A 21953-nucleotide genomic window follows, 5' to 3' on the forward strand; every position below is an offset into this window, starting at 1 on the left:
TGTAGGGTAGTGGAACTTAATCAATATTTATCGATGTTTATTGATGAATCAAAAGAGCATTTGCAATCATTAAATGAAAACTTATTAAACTTGGAAAGCAGTCCGAAGGACGTCAGCATTGTACATAACATTTTCCGCTCAGCACATACGTTAAAAGGGATGTCAGCGACAATGGGCTTCGAAGACATCGCTTCACTTACTCATGAGATGGAGAACGTGCTTGATCTCGTGCGTAATGTGAAAATTGAGATGGATCCTTACATTTTCGACTGTATTTTCAAAAGCTTAGATGCCCTGGAAACAATGGTTGAGGACATTATCCAAGGTGGAACAGGAAGCGCAGATGTCGCTCCGATTGTTACCGCATTAGGATCCATCGTAACAGGTGAATACAAGAAAGCTCAGCCAGCAGCAGCTGCAGTAGCTGTGAAGGAACCTGCTAAGGGCATTGAAGTGGACGAGTTCCAATACTCCATTCTGCAACAATCGATTGACTCTGGTTTTCTCGTCTTTTATATCGAGGTAAGTGTAAATGAGAATTGCGTCTTAAAAGCAGCTCGTGCTTACATGGTATTCGATGCGATGGAAAGAATGGGTGAAATCGTTAAGTCGACACCTTCCGTACAAGATATTGAGCAGGAGAAGTTTGATCGCTCTTTTTCGTTATATTTTATCTCCAAAGTAGATCAAGCAACGTTAGAGAAAGAGATTCTGAATGTATCGGAAATTGCTTCTGCGGTCATTATTGCCGTAGACACAGAGTCACTTGCAGAATTGTCACGCCCAGTAACGGAAGTTGAAACCGCTCGTAAAGAGATTGCAGCAGCTGTCGCAGCGACTGCGGTAACAGCAGAAATCGTGGCTCCTAAAGTTGCAGAGGTCGCGGCTCCTGCAGCGAAACCAGCTGCAGGCGGCGGAGCACCTGTTGCAAGTCGGACAATTCGTGTAGACATTGAGCGTCTAGACACGTTAATGAATTTATTCAGTGAGTTACTGATTGACCGAGTTCGTTTGGAACAACTAGCGAGCGAAGTTAGAAGAAACGATTTAACAGAAACGGTTGAGCATATGTCACGTGTGAGCAGTGACTTGCAAAATATTGTTTTGAAACTTCGCATGGTGCCAGTAGATTCCGTGTTTAATAGATTCCCACGTATGATTCGGGATTTGGCGAAATCGTTGGATAAGAAAGTGGATCTTGTGATTACAGGGGCGGAAACAGAGCTTGACCGTACTGTTATTGACGAAATCGGCGATCCACTCGTCCACTTATTGCGGAATGCCGTGGACCACGGTATCGAATCCATCAGTGATCGGATTGCTGCGGGCAAGCCAGAGCATGGTACGATTCAACTTCGCGCTTTCCATAGCGGTAACCATGTATTCATCGAGATCGAAGAAGACGGCAGAGGCATTTACCGCGATAAAGTGTTGAAAACAGCTTTGAAAAATGGACTTGTTACGCAAGAACAAGCTGCAAAGCTAACTGATTTAGAGGTTTATAACTTGCTCTTCGCTTCAGGCTTTAGTACAGCCGAGAAAATCTCTGATATTTCAGGCCGTGGCGTAGGACTAGACGTCGTGAAGACGAAAATTCAGATGCTTGGTGGTCACGTTCAAGTCGATTCCAAACCAGGTTTCGGAAGTAAATTCAGTGTTCAACTGCCATTGACGCTATCGATTATCTCCGCAATGTTAGTTCGTCTTGGCAGCGAGAAATATGCGATTCCATTATCATCGATTGTTGAAACGTCGTCGATTCAGAAATCGCAAATCCGCAATATTCAAGGTTCCAAAATGATTGACTATCGTAAATCCGTTATTCCATTGGTATCCGTCAGCTCGTTGTTCGATGTACCAGATTTCAATGAGGATGCAGAGGACGAAACAGAAATCGTTGTTGTGCGTAAAGGCGATAAGCAAGTGGCATTGATGGTGGACGAGTTCATCGGCCAACAAGAGATTGTATTGAAAACGCTAGGTAAATATTTAACTGGCACGTTTGCAATCTCTGGGGCAACCATTCTCGGTGATGGACAAGTTGCTTTGATTATTGATCCAAACGCTCTTATCAAATAAACCATATTCATAAGGAGGATTTCAAAATGGGAGAAGAAAAAAAAGTAATTGTCTTCGCACTTGGATCGGAAGAGTATGGTGTTGAAGTAGAAAAAGTAAGAACTATTGAAAGAATGCAACCAATGACGCGTGTTCCCAAAGCACCAGAATTTATTAAAGGTGTTATCAACCTGCGCGGCCTTGTTATTCCGATTATCGATTTGCGTGCAAGATTTGGCCTACAAGAAGTGGCAACGACGGATGCTTCAAGGATCATCATCGTATCTGCAGCTGAATTTGAAGTAGGACTTATCGTGGATTCTGCTAACGATGTTATTGATGTAGATACAGACAATATTAATACTCCACCAGAAGTTGTTGGCGGTATTAAAGCCAAATACTTAGATGGTATCGCACGTGTAGGTGAAAGCCGCTTATTGGTTCTTCTAAACCTTGAGCAAGTCTTAAACCGCAGTGAAATTCAACAGTTAGAAAGATTCGAGGATTAATCCGTGAACGATTTTAGTCACTTGGAGGATTTTTTAGGGGATTTTCAACTAGATGTTCTCAAAGAAGTAGGGAACATTGGTGCTGGTCATGCAGCGACGGCGCTTTCAACCTTATTGGATAAGCCCATTGATATGCTTGTTCCAAAAGTGAGAATGCTGCCGTTTGAAGAAATCTGTGAAAGTGTTGGCGGAGCAGAAACAGTCGTTTTAGCAATCTTCTTACGAGTTGAAGGGGACGCACCTGGCAACATGTTTTTCATCTTGGATCTGGTTGCAGCCAAAAACATGCTTCGAGACCTAGTCGGACTATCGATTTCGGATCATGAAGAATATTCAGAGCTTGAATTATCGGCATTGAACGAAATAGGCAACATTCTTGCTGGTTCTTATTTATCTTCACTTGCTGATTTCACGAATTTAAATATGCAGCCGACGGTTCCAGCGCTGGCGATTGACATGGCTGGTGCAATTCTAAGCTATGGATTATTGCAATTTGGTCAAATGGGGGACCAAGCTCTTCTCATTGATACTAAATTTCTGGAAGGGGAAAATGAAGTGCAAGGGCATTTCTTCTTAATTCCTGACCCAGAATCGTTTGGTAAAATCTTTTCGGCATTAGGGGTAGTCTCTCCATGACGCAAGAAAATATAATCAAAGTGGGAATGGCTGACCTGAATGTTGCTCGCCAAACAGAAGTGTTGAAGACAACGGGACTGGGTTCGTGTGTAGGCGTAACGCTCTACGACAGCCGATCAAAAGTGGCAGGAATGGCACATGTGATGTTACCATCGTCAGAGATTGCTCGCGAGGGTTCCCTGAATATTGCCAAATATGCAGATACTGCAATTCCAGAGCTCATCAAGCGAATGGAACAGCTAGGCGCTAACATCAACAAGCTGGAAGCGAAGCTTGCAGGTGGTGCGCAAATGTTTGCATTTGCAGGAAATAATGATACGATGAGAATTGGACCAAGAAATGTAGAATCTTGTAAAGAAATGTTGAATCGCTATAAGATTCCCATTCTTGCTGAGGACACTGGAGCGAACTATGGACGCACAATCGAATTTTACAGTGAGACTGGCGTCTTAGTAATCCGAAGTGTTCAATTAGGCGTAAAGGAAATGTAAGATGATCGGATCTATTCGTATAAATGTCATTATTGCATCATTGGCGTGTTTATTTACATTTGCATTATCGATTGGCAATAACTTATTTTTGACTTCCTGCCTTAAGGCGTTATACAGCTTTCTCATCTTATTCATTGTTACATTTGGTTTCAGATGGGTGCTGGGATTTTTACTTGGAACGTTTCCCATGCCCGAGAATGGAGCACATCCTGGAACTGATGAGAACTCCTCATCGGTAGGTCAAACGTTGGATTTGATTACGCCGGATGAGGATGATGTTACCCGCGAGATGATGAAATCGCAAATGGCGAATAATCAAGCTCAATCAGCAACTGACATGCAATTTTCACCACTGAACCCACCAAAGCTAGTCACCAAGAATAATTTGGACCCTGAACAACTGGCCGGTGCCTTAAGGCGTATGTCTGAAGATTAAGGATGGTGAATCTTAAATCATGATCGATCAAAAGCAAGTTCAACTTGCCAATATGGAGTTGTGGAAGCAATGGAAGGAACAGAACTTAATTGCTGCAAGACAAGCTCTTATTGAGAGCTACTTGCCTTTGGTTGAGTATGTTGCTGGGCGCATGGCCATTGGACTTCCCAAAAGTGTTTCCAAGGATGATTTATCAAGTTTCGGCGTGATGGGTCTTATTGATGCCATCGAGAAGTTCGATTACGCACGGGGACTTCAATTCGAAACTTACGCCTCCTGGAGAATCCGCGGTGCAATTATTGATGGATTGCGCCAAGGAGATTGGGTGCCGAGATCTGTTAGGGAAAAAGCGAAGAAGGTCGAAGACGCCTATCAGAAGCTGGAGCAGCAACATCTGCGTTCTGTGACGGATCAGGAAATAAGTGCATATTTACAAATAAGTGAACAAGATTTCCAACAGATGCTGCAAGACATTTCGATTACAACGGTGTGTTCGATTGACGACCCAATACGTGAAGAGGATTCGGAAACTCGGCTTTCTTTGATTATTGACGAGAAAGCGAAGAATCCTGAATATCAAGTTAATCAATTTTATTTGCAAGAGTCATTGGCCAAAGCGATCGATCGGCTAACTGAAAAAGAGAGAACAGTGGTATCTTTATTTTATTTCGAAGAGTTATCTTTAAGTGAAATTGCCGAGGTTATGTGTTTGTCACCATCACGAATTTCACAGCTTCACTCGAAAGCAATATTAAGGCTTAAAGGCGTACTTGGACGTTTCAAGACTCAACTTTTTCAAGAATAAAATAATTTTGAAAGAATGGAAGGTGGTGTGTCCATGATTGAGGGGAACATGCCCTTGGATTTCTACATTAGTATTTCTGTCTCCGATGATAAGCTGTCAGCCTATATGCAGATCAGTAATATTTATGACGAGTTTAAAGTTACTGCAGGTCAATTAGCAGATCTTGTTCAGAAGAACCATATTCAACATGGGTTAAATCACGTTCTTATTGCTGAAATTGCAGCAAATCCAAAGTCTTTTTATCTCAAGAAGACACTTATTGCATCAGGTACAAAGCCAGTAGAAGGTCAAAATGGCTTTATTAAATTAACATTTGATTTTGATGACAATGACAAAAAACCTTTAGAGCTGGAAGACGGCAAGGTCAATTATAAAGAAGTTGTTTCACTTCATAATGTACGTAAGGGCCAATTGATTGGCCAACGATTCTTGGCTACTGCAGGCACACCTGGGCGCGCGGTAACGGGAGAAACTCTATTTACGAAAGCAGGCAAGGATGTTCGGTTTAAGCTTGGAAAAAATGTTGTAACCGATGCGGAGCAGAATGGTTTGTATGCGACGATTGATGGTATGGTCGTTCGGACAGATCGGGACAAAATTAATGTGTTCCCTGTTTATGAAATTAACGGGAATGTGGACTATAATGTAGGAAATATTGATTTTATAGGCACTGTTGTCATTCGCGGCAATGTATTACCAGGCTTTAAGATCCGTGCTGCTGGCGACATTCGAGTAACAGGCGGCGTTGAAGCTGCGGAGCTTGAAGCCGAAGGCTCGATTGATATTTCTGCTGGTATCGTAGGTCAGAATAAAGCTTTTATCAAAGCTGGCAAAAACATCAAGAGTTCGTTTATCCAAGATGCAACGATTGAAGTCGCTGGTGATCTTACTGTTACACAAAGCATTATGCATTCAACAGTTCGAGCAGGCAGAGGGGTTCATTGTGTAGGCTCCAAAGGTCTCATTGTTGGTGGTACGATTCAAGCAGGAGAGCTCGTTTCCGCAAGAACGGTAGGGAATTCCATGTCAACGACAACCATCATTGAAGTGGGAGTGCTACCAGAACTTCGCAATGAAATGCTGCACCTTCGAAATCAACTCAGAGTAACAATGGAAAACTCAGAGAAGACCGATAAAGCGCTTTCCATTCTGGATCAACTTGCTGCGGTGGGTCAGTTAAGCCCAGATAAGCTTGCAATGAGGATCAAATTAAACAACACTAAAAAGCAGGCAATTGATGAACAGAGTGCCATAAAGGAACGCATCTTAGAGATTGAGAAATCACTTGAAGATTCGGAAAATGCGAAGGTTCAAATCGTCTCAACCATTTATGGCGGAACTAAAATTGTGATTGGTCGATACACCAAGTTTATTAAGGATCCTACGAGCCGCGTGACGTTCCGATTGCATGAAGGTGACATTACATTTAGTACCAATGTGTAAGTGAAGGGGGAGTAAGCGATGAGTTTCAAAGCCATCGATTTACAGTTCGCTGTGCACAAGAACGATGAAGCTGGGATTAAGCAGAATCAGCTTATGCAGAAGCCTCGGCAAGACGAAGCCATTCTTGAGAATCAGGCATCTCAGGCGACGGAGAAGGATCGATATCGCAGCAGTAAGCTCGAAGAGAGTGCAAGAGCTGATATCAAAGATCGTCGAGAGCAAAAACACGCTAAAAGGGTTAAAAAGAAGCGTGAAACTTCGGCAACGGATGCTTTATCGAGTTCTTTCGTTTCAGAATCACAGTCGAGCCATCCCTATAAAGGCCATCACATTGATTTATCCTTATAATTTTGCTATAGAAATAGGTGAAGATCATGGCTATGCAACCTGTGTTGTATGTCATTCTTCTAGGCCTTCTACTAATCGTCTACGCCAGATTTATTCCTGCAAGCCAGGGGAACGTCTCTGATGCGAAGACGACTGTTGTAAAAGAAATAGAAGATACAATTGAACATTTTGCCGCGGAAATGGATGAGCAGAATCAAGCGATGCTTGATCTGTTTTCCAAAACAAAACAAGATTATGAAGTAGAATTAGCCAAGTTAGCAGGACGGTTAGAAACGTTGGAACGACAGAAGCATGAGTTGTCCAGAGAGCTTACTACGCTGAGTGTTAACCAACAGCAACCCAATCGAGCTGAGTCAACCTTATCTACAGTGGCTAATGATCTACAAGAGCCGATATCACAACCGATCCAGCAAGTAAACCCAGTTGCACCAGTAGAAGCGGAAAATGTTCCAGAGGAGCCTGTTTATCAAGGCTTAAGCATGAAAAGCAGATACGTTGAGCTGTTTGGGTTACATGATCAGGGGAAGAGTGTGGAAGCGATAGCTAAAAAATTAAATATGAACAAGGGCGAGGTTAGTTTGATCCTTCAGCTTGCAAGACAGGAGGAACGGACACGTGTTTAAGAATCGTTCATTGGTAACAGGCATGGGGATCGGTATTATTGTGGGGGCACTGCTCCTTCAAGTGATGCTGGGGCGTTCAAGCGCACCAGGCAATTCGGGTATTTCGATGGATGAAATGGATCCTCAGAAATTAAAGGTAGAGACATCGAAATATTTTCAAGTTTTTGATCTAAATGTGAAAATGTATACACAAGCTGAGTTGGATGTCGCGGTGCAGAAGAAGCTCAAGGATGAAGCGGATAAGCAAGCTGCTGCTTCCAAGGGGCAAGAACAATCTAAACCATCTCCACAAGCGTCACCACAACCAACAGCGCAAACCTCGACATCAAAAGTTGTTATTTACATTCAGCCAAACCTCGATGCTACTGCCGTGGCTGATCTACTTGTTAAATCTGGTGTTGTAACGGATCGAAAGGCGTTTGTCACCGAATTGGACAAGCATGGTGGAAGCACGAAACTTCAGATTGGCTATCACGAATTTGAAGGCGTCATGGATATGCAAAAAATTGTTTCAAATCTTATCACCGTACAATAGTAGGTATCATTTAAGGATCTTTTAATAAGATCTTTTTTTGTTTGTTTGGACATAATTTATCCAATTAACGGGTAAAATGACATTCAGGATAAATGGTTGCATCGGTTTTTGAGTTGTGGTATATTTATTCACGGTGTTAAAAACTCACGCCCGTCAATTTGCATAATGGTGCTTACTGCGGTAAGTGTTATGCGAAGATGCGAGGGGCGGCGGATACCAAATAAACCATTTTAGAGGAGGGATTGGGGATGGCAGTTATCTCCATGAAACAGCTTTTAGAAGCTGGCGTACATTTCGGTCACCAAACACGTCGTTGGAATCCGAAAATGGACAAGTACATTTTCACAGAAAGAAACGGTATTTACATTATCGACCTACAAAAAACAGTTAAGAAAGTTGAAGAAGCATACAACTTTGTTAAATCTGTTTCCGAAGATAATGGTACAATTCTTTTCGTAGGAACTAAGAAACAAGCACAAGATTCCGTTGCTGAAGAAGCAGAACGTTGTGGCATGTACTTCATTAACCAACGTTGGTTGGGCGGTACACTTACAAACTTCGCAACAATTCAAAAACGTATCGATCGCTTGAAAACTCTTGAAAGATGGGAAGAGGATGGCACTTTCGAAGTTCTTCCTAAGAAAGAAGTTATCATCCTTCGCAAAGAGAAAGAACGTCTTGAGAAATTCCTAGGCGGTATCAAGAACATGAAAGGTCTGCCAAGCGCACTTTTCATTATCGATCCTCGTAAAGAGCGTATTGCTGTAGCAGAAGCTCGCAAATTGGGTATTCCAATCGTTGGTATCGTAGATACAAACTGTGATCCAGACGAAATCGATTACGTGATTCCAGGTAACGATGACGCGATTCGCGCGGTTAAATTGTTGACTGCGAAAATTGCTGATGCGGTTATCGAAGCACACCAAGGCGAGCAAACAACAGCTTAATTGATAGAAATTTGAAAAGGGTGGTTGGAAGGTGTAACAGCCTGTCACCACCCTTTTTTTAAAGAGTCCATAAGCGTTACATATTGACCATAACTATTTATCAGGAGGTTTCTTCCATGGCAGTTACAGCAGCACAAGTGAAAGAATTACGTGAAAAAACAGGTGCAGGGATGTTAGATTGCAAGAAAGCACTTGAAGAAGCAAACGGCGATATCACCAAAGCTGGTGAGATTCTTCGTGAGAAAGGTCTTTCCGCGGCAGCTAACAAAGCTGGACGTATTGCTACAGAAGGCGCTGTTGAGTCATACATCCACGCTGGCGGTAAAGTAGGCGTTCTTGTTGAGATCAACTGTGAAACTGACTTCGTTGGTAAAACAGAGCAATTCAGAACGTTCTGCAAAGACATCGCAATGCACATCGCTGCAGCAAACCCAACTTATGTTCGTCGTGAAGAAGTGCCAACAGAGGCTTTGGAGAAAGAGAAAGAAATTCTTCGTAACCAAGCTTTGAACGAAGGCAAGCCTGAAAAAATCATTGAGAAAATGGTTGAAGGCCGCATCGGCAAATACTACGAAGAGTTCTGCTTGATGGAGCAACAATTCGTTAAAGATCCAGATAAAACAATCGATCAATTGTTGAATGAGAAAATCGCTGCAATCGGCGAGAACATCTCCATCCGTCGTTTTGTTCGTTTTGGTCTTGGTGAAGGTCTTGAGAAGAAACAAGAAAACTTTGCTGAAGAAGTTATGTCACAAGTTAAACTATAATAGGATTTCAAAAAAGTTGGAACACTTGGTGTTCCTTCTTTTTTAGCCCTTAAACAGATTGGTTATGCATGGAAACGGAGGTCATCCAAGTTGGGTCAACCATTTTATAAACGAATAGTGCTTAAATTAAGCGGCGAAGCTTTAGCTGGTCAGCAAGGATATGGCATTGATTCAGAAGTTATCACCTCCATTGCTCAACAAGTGAAGGATGTAGTAGAATTAAACGTTGAGGTAGCTATCGTTGTAGGCGGCGGGAACATTTGGCGGGGTATCGCAGGTAGCGAGAAGGGCATGGATCGAGCAACGGCGGATTACATGGGGATGCTTGCGACGGTCATGAATTCACTAGCCCTGCAAGATGCGCTTGAGAACATCGAGGTACCGACACGCGTCCAGTCCTCAATTACGATGCAACAAGTTGCAGAGCCATACATACGTAGAAGAGCTATGCGCCACCTTGAAAAGGGCAGAGTTGTTATTTTCGCTGCTGGCACAGGCAACCCATACTTCTCAACAGATACAACTGCTGCACTAAGAGCTGCTGAAATTGAAGCTGAAGTTATTCTTATGGCCAAAAATAAAGTGGACGGTGTATATTCTGCCGATCCATTTAAAGATCCAACTGCGAAGAAATTCGAAACATTGACGTATATGGAAGTTATCAGCAAAAATCTTGGTGTCATGGACTCCACTGCATCTTCCCTATGTATGGATAACAACATTCCACTAGTTGTGTTTAACATCACGGAAAAAGGGAATATCAAACGAGTAGTCCTTGGCGAGAAAATTGGGACAACAGTTAAAGGAAGTGTATAATCATGCCACAATCCATTAAAAAGAATGCTGAAGATCGTATGGACAAAGCGATCGGTGCGTTAAGAAGAGATTTGTCATCTCTTCGTGCTGGACGTGCAACACCATCTCTTTTGGATCGCATTCAAGTTGAATACTACGGGGCTATGACGCCTGTTAATCAGCTTGCCAATCTGACAACACCTGATTCTCGTACACTTCTCATTCAACCTTGGGACAAAAGTTCCATGTCTTCGATTGAGAAAGCAATTATGAAATCGGATCTAGGCTTAACACCATCGAATGATGGTATCGTGATTCGTATTGTTATTCCTGCATTAACAGAAGAGCGTCGTAGTGATCTGGTAAAAATGACGAAGAAGTTTGGCGAAGAAGCCAAAATTGCGATTCGTAATATTCGCCGTGATGCAAATGACGAAATTAAGAAGCTAGAGAAAGCTGGTATTTCTGAAGATGAATCCCGTAAGCATCAAGAGGATATTCAGAAGTTCACAGATAAATTCGTAGCTGAAGTTGAGAAAGTTTTGGCTGCTAAAGAAAAAGAAATCATGGAAGTCTAAGATAGATATGCCCCCGGGTATTTGCTGGGGGTTTTTCATCTTTCCCTGTTGGGAGGAACAACTGTGCTCAAACTATTCAAGATGTGGTTAAACAAGAAGACGAAGCCTGCCGCTTCAACATCGCCTGAGATAGATCTGGACAAAGTTCCTGCACATATTGCGATCATTATGGACGGGAACGGTCGTTGGGCTAAACAAAGAGGCCTTCCACGTGTCGCAGGGCACCATTCAGGTATGAGAAATGTGAAGAAAATTACGATGGCAGCCAATGAACTTGGTGTTAAGGTTTTGACCATGTATGCCTTTTCGACGGAAAATTGGAAGAGGCCTAAAGAAGAAGTTGAGTTTCTAATGAAACTTCCACAAGAATTTTTTCCATTAGAAATAGAAGAGTTGATTCAGAATAACGTTCGAATCCGGATGACGGGCTGGAAAGAAGGTTTGCCTGATTACACGCTGAAAGCGATTGAAGGCGCCATTGAACGGACAAAGGACAATACGGGCCTTATTTTGAATTTTGCATTAAACTATGGCAGTCGGAAAGAAATGCTAGTAGGCGTTCAGAATATGATTCAGGATGTGAAAGCTGGGAGCTTGGATTCGACTGAGATTGATGAAGCGTGTTTCTCATCCTATATGCTAACATCCGATTTACCTGATCCCGATCTGCTAATTCGAACAAGTGGAGAGTTACGAATCAGTAATTTCTTATTATGGCAATTAGCTTATTCCGAGCTTTGGTTTACAGACGCCTACTGGCCTGAATTCACCGAGGACTTGTTTCTGCAAGCCATTGCTGAATTCCAACGCCGCGGTAGAAGATTTGGTGGAATTTAATTGCTACAGATGAGACTTCGTCTCATGATGATTGAATGGCTTAGAGAGTAACGTAGTTCATCTAGGGGGATTGAACTTGAAGCAAAGAATAATTACTGGTGTCATTGCTGGTCTTGTTTTTCTTACTTTATTAGTGCTGGGAGACTTATGGTACGCGGGGCTTATCGTGCTCGTATCAATCATAGGTTATCGTGAGTATATGCAAATGAATGGGTACATGTCATTTAAATGGACATCAGCCATCGGCTTAGTAGCATTACTATGCTTAACCATTCCTTGGGGACTATTAGGACTTACTGCACCGCTATCTTTCACAGCCGTCATATGGCTTGCGATGTTTTTGTTGTTCTTCGTGACCGTGTCATCCAAAAATAAAGTTACAATCGATCAGATTGCTGTGATTTTACTTGGTGCGATTTATATCGGATTTGGATTTAATTATATGATTGAAGCACGTTTGTCTCCGCATGGACTCTTCTGGACCATTATGATATTCGTTTGTATCTGGGCTTCGGATTCAGGCGCTTATTTTGTTGGTTCCAAACTTGGGAAGCACCCGCTTTGGCCGCAAATTAGCCCTAAGAAGTCGATTGAAGGTGCTCTTGGTGGAGTCATCATCGCGATGATCATCGCAGTTGGCTTTGCATGGTATTCCCCAGAGCTTTTGAGCGTGGGTAGAGCACTTTTCTTAGGTTTCGTTATAGCGGTCGTAGGACAAGTTGGAGATCTCATTCAGTCTGCCTATAAGCGTGTAAAAGGAATTAAAGACACGGGCACGTTACTGCCAGGACATGGCGGTGTGCTTGATCGGATGGATAGCTGGCTCATTGTGTTCCCATTCATCTATCTGCTTGACTTACTTCCTAATTAAAATTTCATCATCGAGGTGGAACAAATGAAGAAAATTGCCATCTTGGGATCAACAGGCTCGATTGGAACTCAAACACTGGATATCGTGCAGCATGCGCCAGAGATGTTTCAAGTTGAAGCCATTTCGGCTGGATATAACCGTGACAAAGTGATTGAACAAGCCAATCAGTTTCAACCCAAACTAATTTCTGTGGCTACGAAGGAATTGGCGGAAGATGTAGCTAACCAAATTCCATCCCATATCAAAGTACTCTATGGTAAAGAAGGATTAATGGAAGTAGCTGCTTCAACCGATGCAGATTTGCTGGTGAGTGCTTTGGTCGGAAGTCAAGGCTTGAAGCCAACGTTGGCCGCGATTGACGCAGGTAAAGATATTGGTCTTGCGAATAAAGAAACGTTAATCAGCGCAGGGCATATCGTCACAGAAGCTGTTGCTCGCAAAGGTGTCGCACTGCTGCCAATCGATAGTGAGCATTCGGCTATTTTCCAATGTTTGAACGGGGAAAAGCGGTCGCAAATCGCACAAATTACGATTACGGCTTCAGGCGGATCCTTTCGTGATCGTACAAGAGAAGAGCTCGTAGGCGTTACGGTAGAAGATGCGCTTAAGCATCCGAATTGGTCAATGGGTGCGAAAATTACGATCGATTCGGCTACCATGGTAAATAAAGGGCTTGAAGTAATGGAAGCGCACTGGCTGTTTGGCTTGCCTTATGATCAAATTCATGTGCTTATTCACCCTGAAAGTGTCATTCATTCGTATATTGAATTTGTTGATCACAGTGTAATTGCGCAACTAGGTAATCCCGATATGCGCGTTCCCATCCAATACGCTTTAACGTATCCAGACCGTTTTACAACACCAACAACAAGACTTGATCTTGCTTCGATTGGGAAACTTCACTTCCGTGAGATGGATTACACCCGTTTCCCTTGTTTACGAATGGCGTTTGAGAGCGGGAGACAGAGTGGCACGACACCAACGGTGTTTAATGCTGCGAATGAAATTGCAGTTGCCAGATTCCTTCGTGGAGAGATATCGTTTCTGCAAATCGAAGATATTATCGCTGCTGCACTGGACAAGCATGAATCGTATGCGAATCCGCCGATTGAACGTATTTTTGAGCAAGATGAGTGGGCAAGAGCGTTCGCTGCATCCATTCAATTCTAAAAAGGATCAAAGAGCTAAAGTCATCTTGATGGGCTCAGCTCTTTTTTTTCACAGCGGCTTGGTAGTTACTAGTGATTGTAATGTCTAATTCGATCTATAAGTTCGTATACTGTCCTGAGCGGGCATAGCTTGTATTCAGCAGTTCAATAATGGTAATCTAAGAACATGCTGTCCTAGAGTGGATGCTTAGAAGGTAGGTTCTCTTCTGAAAGCGCATGATTCATGCAGTAATGGTAAGTTTTCCGAAGAAACCCCGAAGGAGGAAATACGACTTGTCGGCCATTGAAGTTGGATTAAAGGTTATTTTGTTGTTTTTCGTTCTTGTTACGATTCATGAATGGGGTCATTTTTACTTTGCCAAACGGGCAGGCATTCTAGTTCGTGAGTTTGCAATCGGCTTCGGACCCAAAATTTTCTCATATAAAAAAGGGGAGACCCGCTATACGCTGCGTATCTTGCCAATTGGGGGATTTGTTCGGATGGCAGGGGAAGACCCGGAAATCGTCCAAGTTAATTCTGGGCAAACCATTGCGATTAAATTGAATAAGCAGAATGAAGTCACTTTTTTATATTTGGATCAATTAGATCGTCGTTCCAGTATTATTATGGGTGTCGTCGAGCACATTGATATTGAGAAAGCGCTTCGTTTGACGCTGGATGTCGATGGAGAGAAAGTAACGTATCCCATTCATCCGCAAGCGATGATGGTCACGAAAGGTACAGAAACGCAAATCGCACCTTACGATCGCCAATTTGGTTCTAAATCGGTTGGGAAGCGTGCAATAGCCATCGTGATGGGACCCGTGATGAATTTTATTCTGGCGATCGTACTGTTTCTAATTGTTGTGATTATGTCGGGTGTGTTTACGAATGTGAAGCTCGATACTGTACAAGCAGGTCGAGCGGGTGAGAAGGCTGGTTTGCAAAAAGGCGACATTATTATGTCGATCGATAAGCAACCAATTGGTGATGATCGTGAGAAGCTCGTAAGTTCGATTCAATCTTCGGCTGGTAAGACGATGACATGGGTGATTGATCGTGCGGGAACGCCAATAACGTTGCAAGTAACACCAGAAATGGAAGCAGGAGCGGGCAAGCTTGGTGTTGTCATCAGCGGTGATCGTAGAAGTGCCACATTCAGTGAGGTCATTGCGGGAACCTATGATCAGGTTGTGGGTACAACGATAGGAATTATTACTGGCTTACAAAAGTTGGTGTTGCTGCAGTTCAAATTGGATGACCTCGGTGGTCCAGTAAGAACGGCTCAAGTATCGGCTGAATTTGCTAAAATGGGTATTACCTACTTAATTTCATGGACGGCCACTTTAAGTATATATCTCGGGATTTTCAATTTGCTTCCTATTCCTGCCCTTGATGGCAGTCGGCTGTTATTCATGGGATTAGAAGCACTGAGAGGGAAACCGATTGATCCCAACCGGGAAAGTATGGTTCATTTTGTCGGTTTTGCACTGTTGATGCTGCTGATGATAGCCGTGACGTATAACGATATTTTACGATTAATAAAGGGCTAGTCCTAATTTGCGGGAGGGTTTATGTCAAACGATAAGCAATTTGTGAAAGAAATTACACCACAAGGGGAAGATTTCTCACGTTGGTACATAGATGTCATCAAGAAAGCGGATCTTATGAGCTACTCGCCAGTGCGCGGTTGTATCGTGTTCAAACCAGACGGTTATGAGATTTGGGAAAATATTCAGCGCGAGCTGGATAGCAAATTTAAAGAAACAGGCCACCGCAATGCCTATTTCCCATTGTTTATCCCTGAGAGTTTCTTTCAGAAGGAAAAAGAGCATGTAGAGGGCTTTAATCCTGAACTCCCATGGGTAACGGAAGCAGGCGGCGAGAAGCTAGAAGAGCGATTGGCGATTCGCCCAACATCGGAAACGATGATTGGCCATATGTACGCGGAATGGATCAATTCCTATCGTGATCTGCCATTACTAATTAATCAATGGGCAAATGTAGTACGTTGGGAGAAACGGACTTTGCCGTTCCTGCGTACGACTGAGTTCCTGTGGCAGGAAGGTCACACGGCGCATGAAGACGAGCAGGATGCTCGCCGTGAAACGATGCAGATGTTGGATGTGTACCGTCAGTTTGCGGAAGAATTCCTAGCGATTCCAGTTATCGTCGGTCAAAAAACACCATCCGAGAAATTCGCAGGTGCCATTGATACATTCTCCATCGAAGCGATGATGAAAGATGGTAAAGCCGTTCAAGCAGGTACGTCTCATTACTTGGGAACGAATTTTGCTGTTGCTTTTGACATTAAATTCTTGGATCGTGAGAATCAACATCAGTTTGCACATACCACTTCGTGGGGTGTGAGTACGCGTCTGATCGGTGCATTGATCATGGTTCACGGTGATGACCGAGGTCTCGCATTGCCACCAAAAGTGGCGCCTACGCAAGTTATCATGATTCCAATCGGTCCGCCAAAAACGCGTGAACAAGTTATCGGGCGTGTTGACGAATTGTACGCGGAGTTGAAGAAAGCTGGGGTTCGCGTAAAAGTGGACGATCGTGCAGACCAAAGCCCAGGCTGGAAATTCAACGAGTACGAGATGCGTGGAGTGCCAATCCGAGTAGAGTTAGGGCCGCGTGATATGGAGAATGGACAAGTTGTGCTTGTCTCTCGCGTGAGTGGAGAGAAGAAAGTGGTAGAACAAGCTAATTTCGTCCAAGAAGTTCAAAATTTACTTGCTGAGATTCATCAGCAGATGTATGATAAAGCGAAGCAATTCCGTGATGAGCATTACATTGCGGTAGATACAATTGATGAGTTCAAGACATTCTTAGAGACGAAACGCGGATTTGCCTTGGCGGGTTGGTGCGGTTCCAACGCTTGTGAATCACAAGTGAAAGAAGAAACAGGCGCCACAAGCCGTAATATCCCGTTCACACCATCTGAAACCAAATCGACATGTCTCGTTTGCGGTGACGCGGCGAAGCATACGGTCGTGTTTGGTCGCAGCTATTAATGACCTTCAAGGGCATATGGAGAACATTCTCCATGGCCCTTGGTACGTTTTATGGGGAGGCTGTTCATGAGTAATTTGGCTGATAAACGGAATCGCTTTGAGCTTTTGATGCAGCAAGCCGAGATTCCAGCCGATGTAATACGGTCTTATTTTGCAGAAGGTTATATTGATCAAGTAGAAATAAGTCGAAAAAACCGCGACTGGACCTTTTATTTGGTTAAAAATGACTTGGTTCCTCTGAATGTTTATCGTTCATTCTGTAAAATGATTCAAGAGAAGTTCGCGCCAATTGCGAAGATTCGCTTTATTTGGAAGTATGAACAAGTAGAGCCAGCAGCTCTTGTGGAGGAGTACTGGAGTCTTTTCATGGATTGGTTAATGCGTGAAGTTCCTTCGATCAATGGGTGGATGACCAAAGCGCGGTTCGAAGTTCACGGCCAGGCCTTATCCCTGATTATGCTGGATGCGATTGGACTTGAATTAGCAAAGAAGAAAAACGTAGATATGTTCATACGGAACTTTTTCCATAATTTTTTTCAAACGGAATTATCCGTTAAATATGCCATGGGCGAGTCCTCCGAGATCGAAGCAGAGTATGAGAAATTCGCAAAGCAGCGAGAGCAAGGCGAGAAATCGTTTACCCAAGAACTTATGATGTCCATTGATATGGAGGAGGAAGAGTCCTCTTTGCCAGAAGGTGAACTGAAGCTTGTCATGGGGATTGATATTAAGGAAGTCCCGACTCCACTCAAAGATATTCAAGAAGAAGAGAAGAAAATCGCTGTTCAAGGCACGGTATTCGGCTTGGATGTCAAAGAATTGCGGAATGGGAATACGCTGTACACGTTTAACATTACGGATTTCACTGACTCCCTCGCGATGAAAGTTTTCGCCAAAACCAAAGACGATGTTAAGATTATGAGCTTGCTTGCTAACGGCACATGGATTCGGGCAAGAGGGAAAGTGGAATACGATCGCTTCATGCAAATTCCTGAGCTCGTCATGATTCCGAATGATCTGTATGAGGTTATGGCGCCTAGAGATCGCATGGACGATGCGGCAGAAAAACGTGTCGAATTTCATTTGCACACGAATATGAGTACGATGGATGCCCTCACTTCTGTTGATCAATATGTGAAAATGGCAGCCAAATGGGGTCATAAAGCGATCGCGATTACCGATCACAGTAATATTCAATGCTTCCCAGATGCAGGTAAAGCAGCTAAGAAACACGGCATTAAAGTAATATATGGTGTAGAAGCGAACATCGTGAATGATTCTGTACCGATAGTAATGAATGCGCAAGACATTGACCTGAAACAAGCTACGTATGTGATTTTTGACGTGGAGACAACGGGTCTTTCTGTAACGAATAATCGGATCATCGAGCTTGCAGGTGTAAAGATGCAGGACGGTAAGGAAATTGATCGGTTTGCCACGTTCATTAATCCTCATGAAAAGATCCCATATAACATTCAACAACTTACGAATATTAATGATGATATGGTCAAGGATGCGCCGGATATCGAGGAGGAACTGCCGAAATTTGTCGAGTTTATAGGAGACTGTGTGTTAGTCGCTCATAATGCTCGTTTCGATATGGGCTTTCTTCAAGCCAACTTGAAGCGTATGAACCTGCCCGAAGTGACGAACGCCGTGCTGGATACGTTGGAACTGGCGAGATTTCTTTTCCCATCCATGAAAAATCATCGTTTAAATACGTTATCGGATAAATTTAAAGTAAGCTTGGACAACCATCACCGTGCGATCGATGACTCCATTGCTTTGGGGTATGTGCTCTATCATTTAATTAATGAGGCTAATGATCGGCAAATTACGAGCTTGGCCAAGTTGAATGATTATGTAGGTAAAGATTTATCTAACCAGCGGCCTTTTCACTCCTGTATTTACGCTCTTAATGCTACAGGTAAGAAAAATTTATTTAAACTGATTTCCTTATCTCATACAACGTACTTGCAGCGTTCAGCTACAATTCCGAAAAGTGTATTGGTCGAGCATAGAGATGGACTATTGATCACATCAGGTTGTGAGAAGGGCGAGTTTTTCGAAGCAGTTCTGAATAAGTCGATTGAAGAAGCAGAGCAGGTTGCTGAATTCTATGATATTCTCGAAATTCAACCTGTGAGCTATAACATGCATCTCGTAGAAAAAGAACTTGTGGGGTCAGCTCAAGATCTGGAGAACGCGGTTCGACGTGTTTGCGAAATTGGTTATAAAACAGGCAAACCCGTTATTGCCACAGGCAATGTCCACTATTTGCATCCACGCGAGAAAATATGTCGCGATATTACGATTAACGGGATCACGGGTTTCAGTCCGCTGAAAGCCATGAAGAAGCCAGATGCACATTTCCGAACCACCAAAGAGATGCTTCAGGAATTTGCTTTTTTAGGGGAAGAAAAAGCACTCGAAGTTGTTGTTCGAAATACGAACGAACTTGCGGAACGCTTCGAAACGATTGAGCTTTTCCCAGACAAGTTATTCACGCCAATTATTGAGGGTGCTGACGAAGAAATTCGGACAACCTGTTATACGACAGCTAAAAATATGTATGGGGATGAGCTGCCTGAAGTTATTGTGGCTCGTCTTGAGAAAGAGCTTGTGCCGATTATTAAGTTCGGCTTCTCGGCAAACTACTTAATTTCAGAACGTCTCGTGAAAAAGTCAAATGCAGACGGTTATCTCGTTGGTTCTCGTGGATCCGTTGGTTCTTCAGTCGTCGCCATGATGTTAGGGATTTCTGAAGTTAATCCGTTACCTCCTCATTATCTCTGTACAACGCCAGATTGTAAGCACAGCGAATGGTTTCTCGACGGCAGTGTGCCAAGTGGATTCGACCTTCCAAATAAGCCATGTCCGATTTGCGGTGGCAATTTAAAAGGTGACGGGCATGATATCCCGTTCGAGACGTTCTTAGGCTTTAAGGGAGATAAGGTTCCCGATATCGACTTGAACTTTTCTGGTGAGTATCAACCGATTGCTCATAATTACACGAAAGTTCTTTTCGGTGAGCGAAGCGTGTTCCGTGCTGGTACGATTGGTACAGTAGCGGAAAAGACGGCGTTTGGTTTCGTGAAGAAGTATGAAGAGGAGATCGGCCAGAAATGGCGCGGAGCTGAACTGAACCGTTTGGCCGCTGGGTGTACAGGGGTTAAGCGTAGCACAGGTCAGCATCCAGGGGGGATTGTCGTCGTTCCTGATTATATGGAGGTTGACGATATCACGCCAGTGCAATACCCTGCTGATGACAAAAACTCCGAATGGAAAACGACGCATTTTGACTACCATGCCTTCGATGCAAACTTGCTCAAACTCGATATTCTGGGACACGACGACCCGACGATGATGCGGATGCTGCAAGACTTGACGGGGATCGATCCAACGACCATTCCGATGAATGACCCGAAAGCGATGAGCATTTTTAATTCAACGGATGCATTGGGCGTACGTCCAGATCAAATTCGCTCTCCCGTTGCGACATATGGCGTTCCTGAGATGGGGACCAAATTCGTTCGTCAAATGTTACATGAGACACAGCCATCATCCTTTGCTGACTTATTGCAAATTTCAGGTTTGTCACACGGAACTGGTGTATGGTTAGGGAATGCCCAGGAACTGATCAAGAAAGGCATTTGTAACATTAAGACGGTTATCGGTTGTCGTGATGATATTATGTTGTTCTTGATTTATAAAGCTGGGATGGATGCGGGACTTGCCTTTAAAATTACCGAGAGCGTTCGGAAAGGTAAGGGACTCACCGACGAATGGAAAGATGAGATGAAGCGCTGTAATGTACCAGCTTGGTATATAGAATCATGCGAGCGGATTGAGTACATGTTTCCAAAAGCGCATGCGGCAGCTTACGTTATTTCTGCCGTCCGTACGGCATACTTCAAGGTGTATCACCCAATCGCTTATTACGCGACTTACTTCAGTGTACGCGCAGCGGACTTCGATCTTGAATTGCTATGCCAGGGCTATGACGCGATTCTGCGTCGCTTGATTGAAATTGAAGAGAAGGGCTTTCAGGCGTTGCCTAAGGAAAAAGCAATGGTTTCCATTCTCGAAATGTCTTTGGAAATGACGTCCCGCGGCTTCAGCTTTAAGCCGATTGATATCTATCGTTCCGATGCGACTAAATTCACGATCGACGGTACAGCGCTCATTCCACCATTTGCAGCTATGTCTGGGATTGGCGAGAGTGCAGCTAAAAATATTGCCGCAGCCAAAGATGATGGCGATTTCTTATCAATTGAGGATTTCCAGAATCGATCGAAGGCTTCTAAAACCGTGATCGAGCTGCTCAATTCGATGGGGTGCTTCCGCGGTCTGCCTGAGTCCAATCAGCTATCTTTGTTTTAGTGGATCGGCGTAAAACTTGACTCGGTTTTCTTCGAAAAACAATGAAAAGGCTCGAAAAACTTCCAGCTGTCAAGTGAAAATCATTAACAAGTTTGCTATTGTAATGCAAAGAATGGTTATGGTATAATTTTTATTGGTAATAATGAGGATATCATCTTGTGATTAAAGAGTGGGGAAACCCACTCTTTACATTTTGATATAGGACTTTTTTCACTAGCGATAGGAAAGAGTCACAATAGGAGGTACAGATATCTGTGGCTACACAATTGCAAATTAAATCCATCATTGAGGACATGCTGAAGGATTTCGTTGAACAAAATGGGTTTGAAATCGTGGATATTGAATATGTCAAAGAAGGCAGCAATTGGTTCCTTCGCGTCTACGCGGACAAAGAAGGCGGAATTGATATAGATGATTGCGGTCGCATCAGCGAGTATTTAAGCGGTCAATTGGATGAGAAAGATCCGATTTCGGATGCTTATTTCTTGGAAGTTTCTTCTCCTGGCGCGGAGCGTCCACTTAAGAAAACTCAAGACTTCTATAAAGCCGTAAACAGTCATGTATTTGTTACCACGTATGAGTCTATTGACGGCTCTAAGGAATTTGAGGGATTGTTGCAGTCATATAACGAGGAAGAACTCGTGATTGAGATTGGAAAGAAGAGAATCAGCATACCCGTTGCGAAGCTAGCTAGCGCACGTCTAGCTATCGTATTCTAA

General features: G+C 43.4%; 21 protein-coding genes. All 21 read left to right on the plus strand.

The window, feature by feature from the left end:
* The first annotated feature begins 9 nt into the window (after window positions 1-9).
* Entirely contained in the window at window positions 10-2079 is a 2070-nt protein-coding gene (locus MJB10_RS11420) for a chemotaxis protein CheA (RefSeq protein WP_314804909.1), read from the plus strand.
* 26 nt (window positions 2080-2105) lie between these two features.
* A complete protein-coding gene (locus MJB10_RS11425) occupies window positions 2106-2567 on the plus strand; it encodes a chemotaxis protein CheW (RefSeq protein ID WP_314804911.1) in 462 nt (153 codons plus the stop codon).
* A gap of 3 nt (window positions 2568-2570) precedes the next feature.
* A complete protein-coding gene (locus MJB10_RS11430) occupies window positions 2571-3203 on the plus strand; it encodes a chemotaxis protein CheC (RefSeq protein ID WP_397386598.1) in 633 nt (210 codons plus the stop codon).
* Window positions 3200-3694, plus strand: coding sequence for a chemotaxis protein CheD (locus MJB10_RS11435; RefSeq protein ID WP_314804913.1), 495 nt, complete (start codon window positions 3200-3202; stop codon window positions 3692-3694). The genes MJB10_RS11430 and MJB10_RS11435 overlap by 4 nt, the downstream gene beginning before the upstream one ends.
* A gap of 1 nt (window position 3695) precedes the next feature.
* Window positions 3696-4130 (plus strand): hypothetical protein, encoded by a 435-nt coding sequence (locus MJB10_RS11440; protein WP_314804914.1) that lies wholly within the window; start codon window positions 3696-3698, stop codon window positions 4128-4130.
* 19 nt (window positions 4131-4149) lie between these two features.
* Window positions 4150-4935 (plus strand): FliA/WhiG family RNA polymerase sigma factor, encoded by a 786-nt coding sequence (locus MJB10_RS11445; RefSeq protein ID WP_314804916.1) that lies wholly within the window; start codon window positions 4150-4152, stop codon window positions 4933-4935.
* Between the two features lie 33 nt (window positions 4936-4968).
* Entirely contained in the window at window positions 4969-6378 is a 1410-nt protein-coding gene (locus tag MJB10_RS11450; protein WP_314804918.1) for a FapA family protein, read from the plus strand.
* 18 nt (window positions 6379-6396) lie between these two features.
* Window positions 6397-6726: a hypothetical protein gene (locus MJB10_RS11455; protein WP_314804920.1), complete on the plus strand. Its 330-nt coding sequence runs from the start codon at window positions 6397-6399 to the stop codon at window positions 6724-6726.
* Window positions 6727-6752: 26 nt separating this feature from the next.
* Window positions 6753-7349 (plus strand): DUF6115 domain-containing protein, encoded by a 597-nt coding sequence (locus tag MJB10_RS11460; RefSeq protein ID WP_314804922.1) that lies wholly within the window; start codon window positions 6753-6755, stop codon window positions 7347-7349.
* Window positions 7342-7884, plus strand: coding sequence for a hypothetical protein (locus MJB10_RS11465; RefSeq protein WP_314804924.1), 543 nt, complete (start codon window positions 7342-7344; stop codon window positions 7882-7884). The genes MJB10_RS11460 and MJB10_RS11465 overlap by 8 nt, the downstream gene beginning before the upstream one ends.
* Before the next feature lie 248 nt (window positions 7885-8132).
* On the plus strand, window positions 8133-8831 hold the full coding sequence (gene rpsB / locus MJB10_RS11470; RefSeq protein WP_057315675.1) for a 30S ribosomal protein S2: 699 nt from the start codon (window positions 8133-8135) through the stop codon (window positions 8829-8831).
* A gap of 116 nt (window positions 8832-8947) precedes the next feature.
* Window positions 8948-9598 carry a translation elongation factor Ts gene (tsf, locus tag MJB10_RS11475; protein ID WP_314804929.1) on the plus strand — a complete coding sequence of 217 codons (651 nt, stop codon included), beginning with the start codon at window positions 8948-8950 and terminating at the stop codon, window positions 9596-9598.
* A gap of 90 nt (window positions 9599-9688) precedes the next feature.
* Window positions 9689-10414, plus strand: a complete 726-nt coding sequence (gene pyrH, locus MJB10_RS11480) for a UMP kinase (RefSeq protein WP_314804931.1) — start codon at window positions 9689-9691, stop codon at window positions 10412-10414.
* 2 nt (window positions 10415-10416) lie between these two features.
* Window positions 10417-10971 (plus strand): ribosome recycling factor, encoded by a 555-nt coding sequence (gene frr / locus MJB10_RS11485; protein WP_314804933.1) that lies wholly within the window; start codon window positions 10417-10419, stop codon window positions 10969-10971.
* An 81-nt stretch (window positions 10972-11052) separates the two neighbouring features.
* Window positions 11053-11808 (plus strand): isoprenyl transferase, encoded by a 756-nt coding sequence (locus MJB10_RS11490; RefSeq protein WP_314805583.1) that lies wholly within the window; start codon window positions 11053-11055, stop codon window positions 11806-11808.
* Between the two features lie 76 nt (window positions 11809-11884).
* Window positions 11885-12679: a phosphatidate cytidylyltransferase gene (locus MJB10_RS11495; RefSeq protein ID WP_314804935.1), complete on the plus strand. Its 795-nt coding sequence runs from the start codon at window positions 11885-11887 to the stop codon at window positions 12677-12679.
* A gap of 24 nt (window positions 12680-12703) precedes the next feature.
* Window positions 12704-13849: a 1-deoxy-D-xylulose-5-phosphate reductoisomerase gene (locus tag MJB10_RS11500; protein WP_314804937.1), complete on the plus strand. Its 1146-nt coding sequence runs from the start codon at window positions 12704-12706 to the stop codon at window positions 13847-13849.
* Between the two features lie 272 nt (window positions 13850-14121).
* A complete protein-coding gene (gene rseP / locus MJB10_RS11505; protein WP_314804938.1) occupies window positions 14122-15381 on the plus strand; it encodes an RIP metalloprotease RseP in 1260 nt (419 codons plus the stop codon).
* A 21-nt stretch (window positions 15382-15402) separates the two neighbouring features.
* Window positions 15403-16851 carry a proline--tRNA ligase gene (gene proS, locus MJB10_RS11510; RefSeq protein WP_314804940.1) on the plus strand — a complete coding sequence of 483 codons (1449 nt, stop codon included), beginning with the start codon at window positions 15403-15405 and terminating at the stop codon, window positions 16849-16851.
* A gap of 66 nt (window positions 16852-16917) precedes the next feature.
* Window positions 16918-21234 carry a PolC-type DNA polymerase III gene (locus MJB10_RS11515; RefSeq protein ID WP_314804942.1) on the plus strand — a complete coding sequence of 1439 codons (4317 nt, stop codon included), beginning with the start codon at window positions 16918-16920 and terminating at the stop codon, window positions 21232-21234.
* A 254-nt stretch (window positions 21235-21488) separates the two neighbouring features.
* Window positions 21489-21953 (plus strand): ribosome maturation factor RimP, encoded by a 465-nt coding sequence (rimP, locus tag MJB10_RS11520; protein WP_314804944.1) that lies wholly within the window; start codon window positions 21489-21491, stop codon window positions 21951-21953.

The sequence above is a fragment of the Paenibacillus sp. MBLB1832 genome (genome assembly GCF_032271945.1).
In the GTDB taxonomy this organism is placed as follows: Bacteria; Bacillota; Bacilli; order Paenibacillales; family NBRC-103111; genus Paenibacillus_E; species Paenibacillus_E roseopurpureus.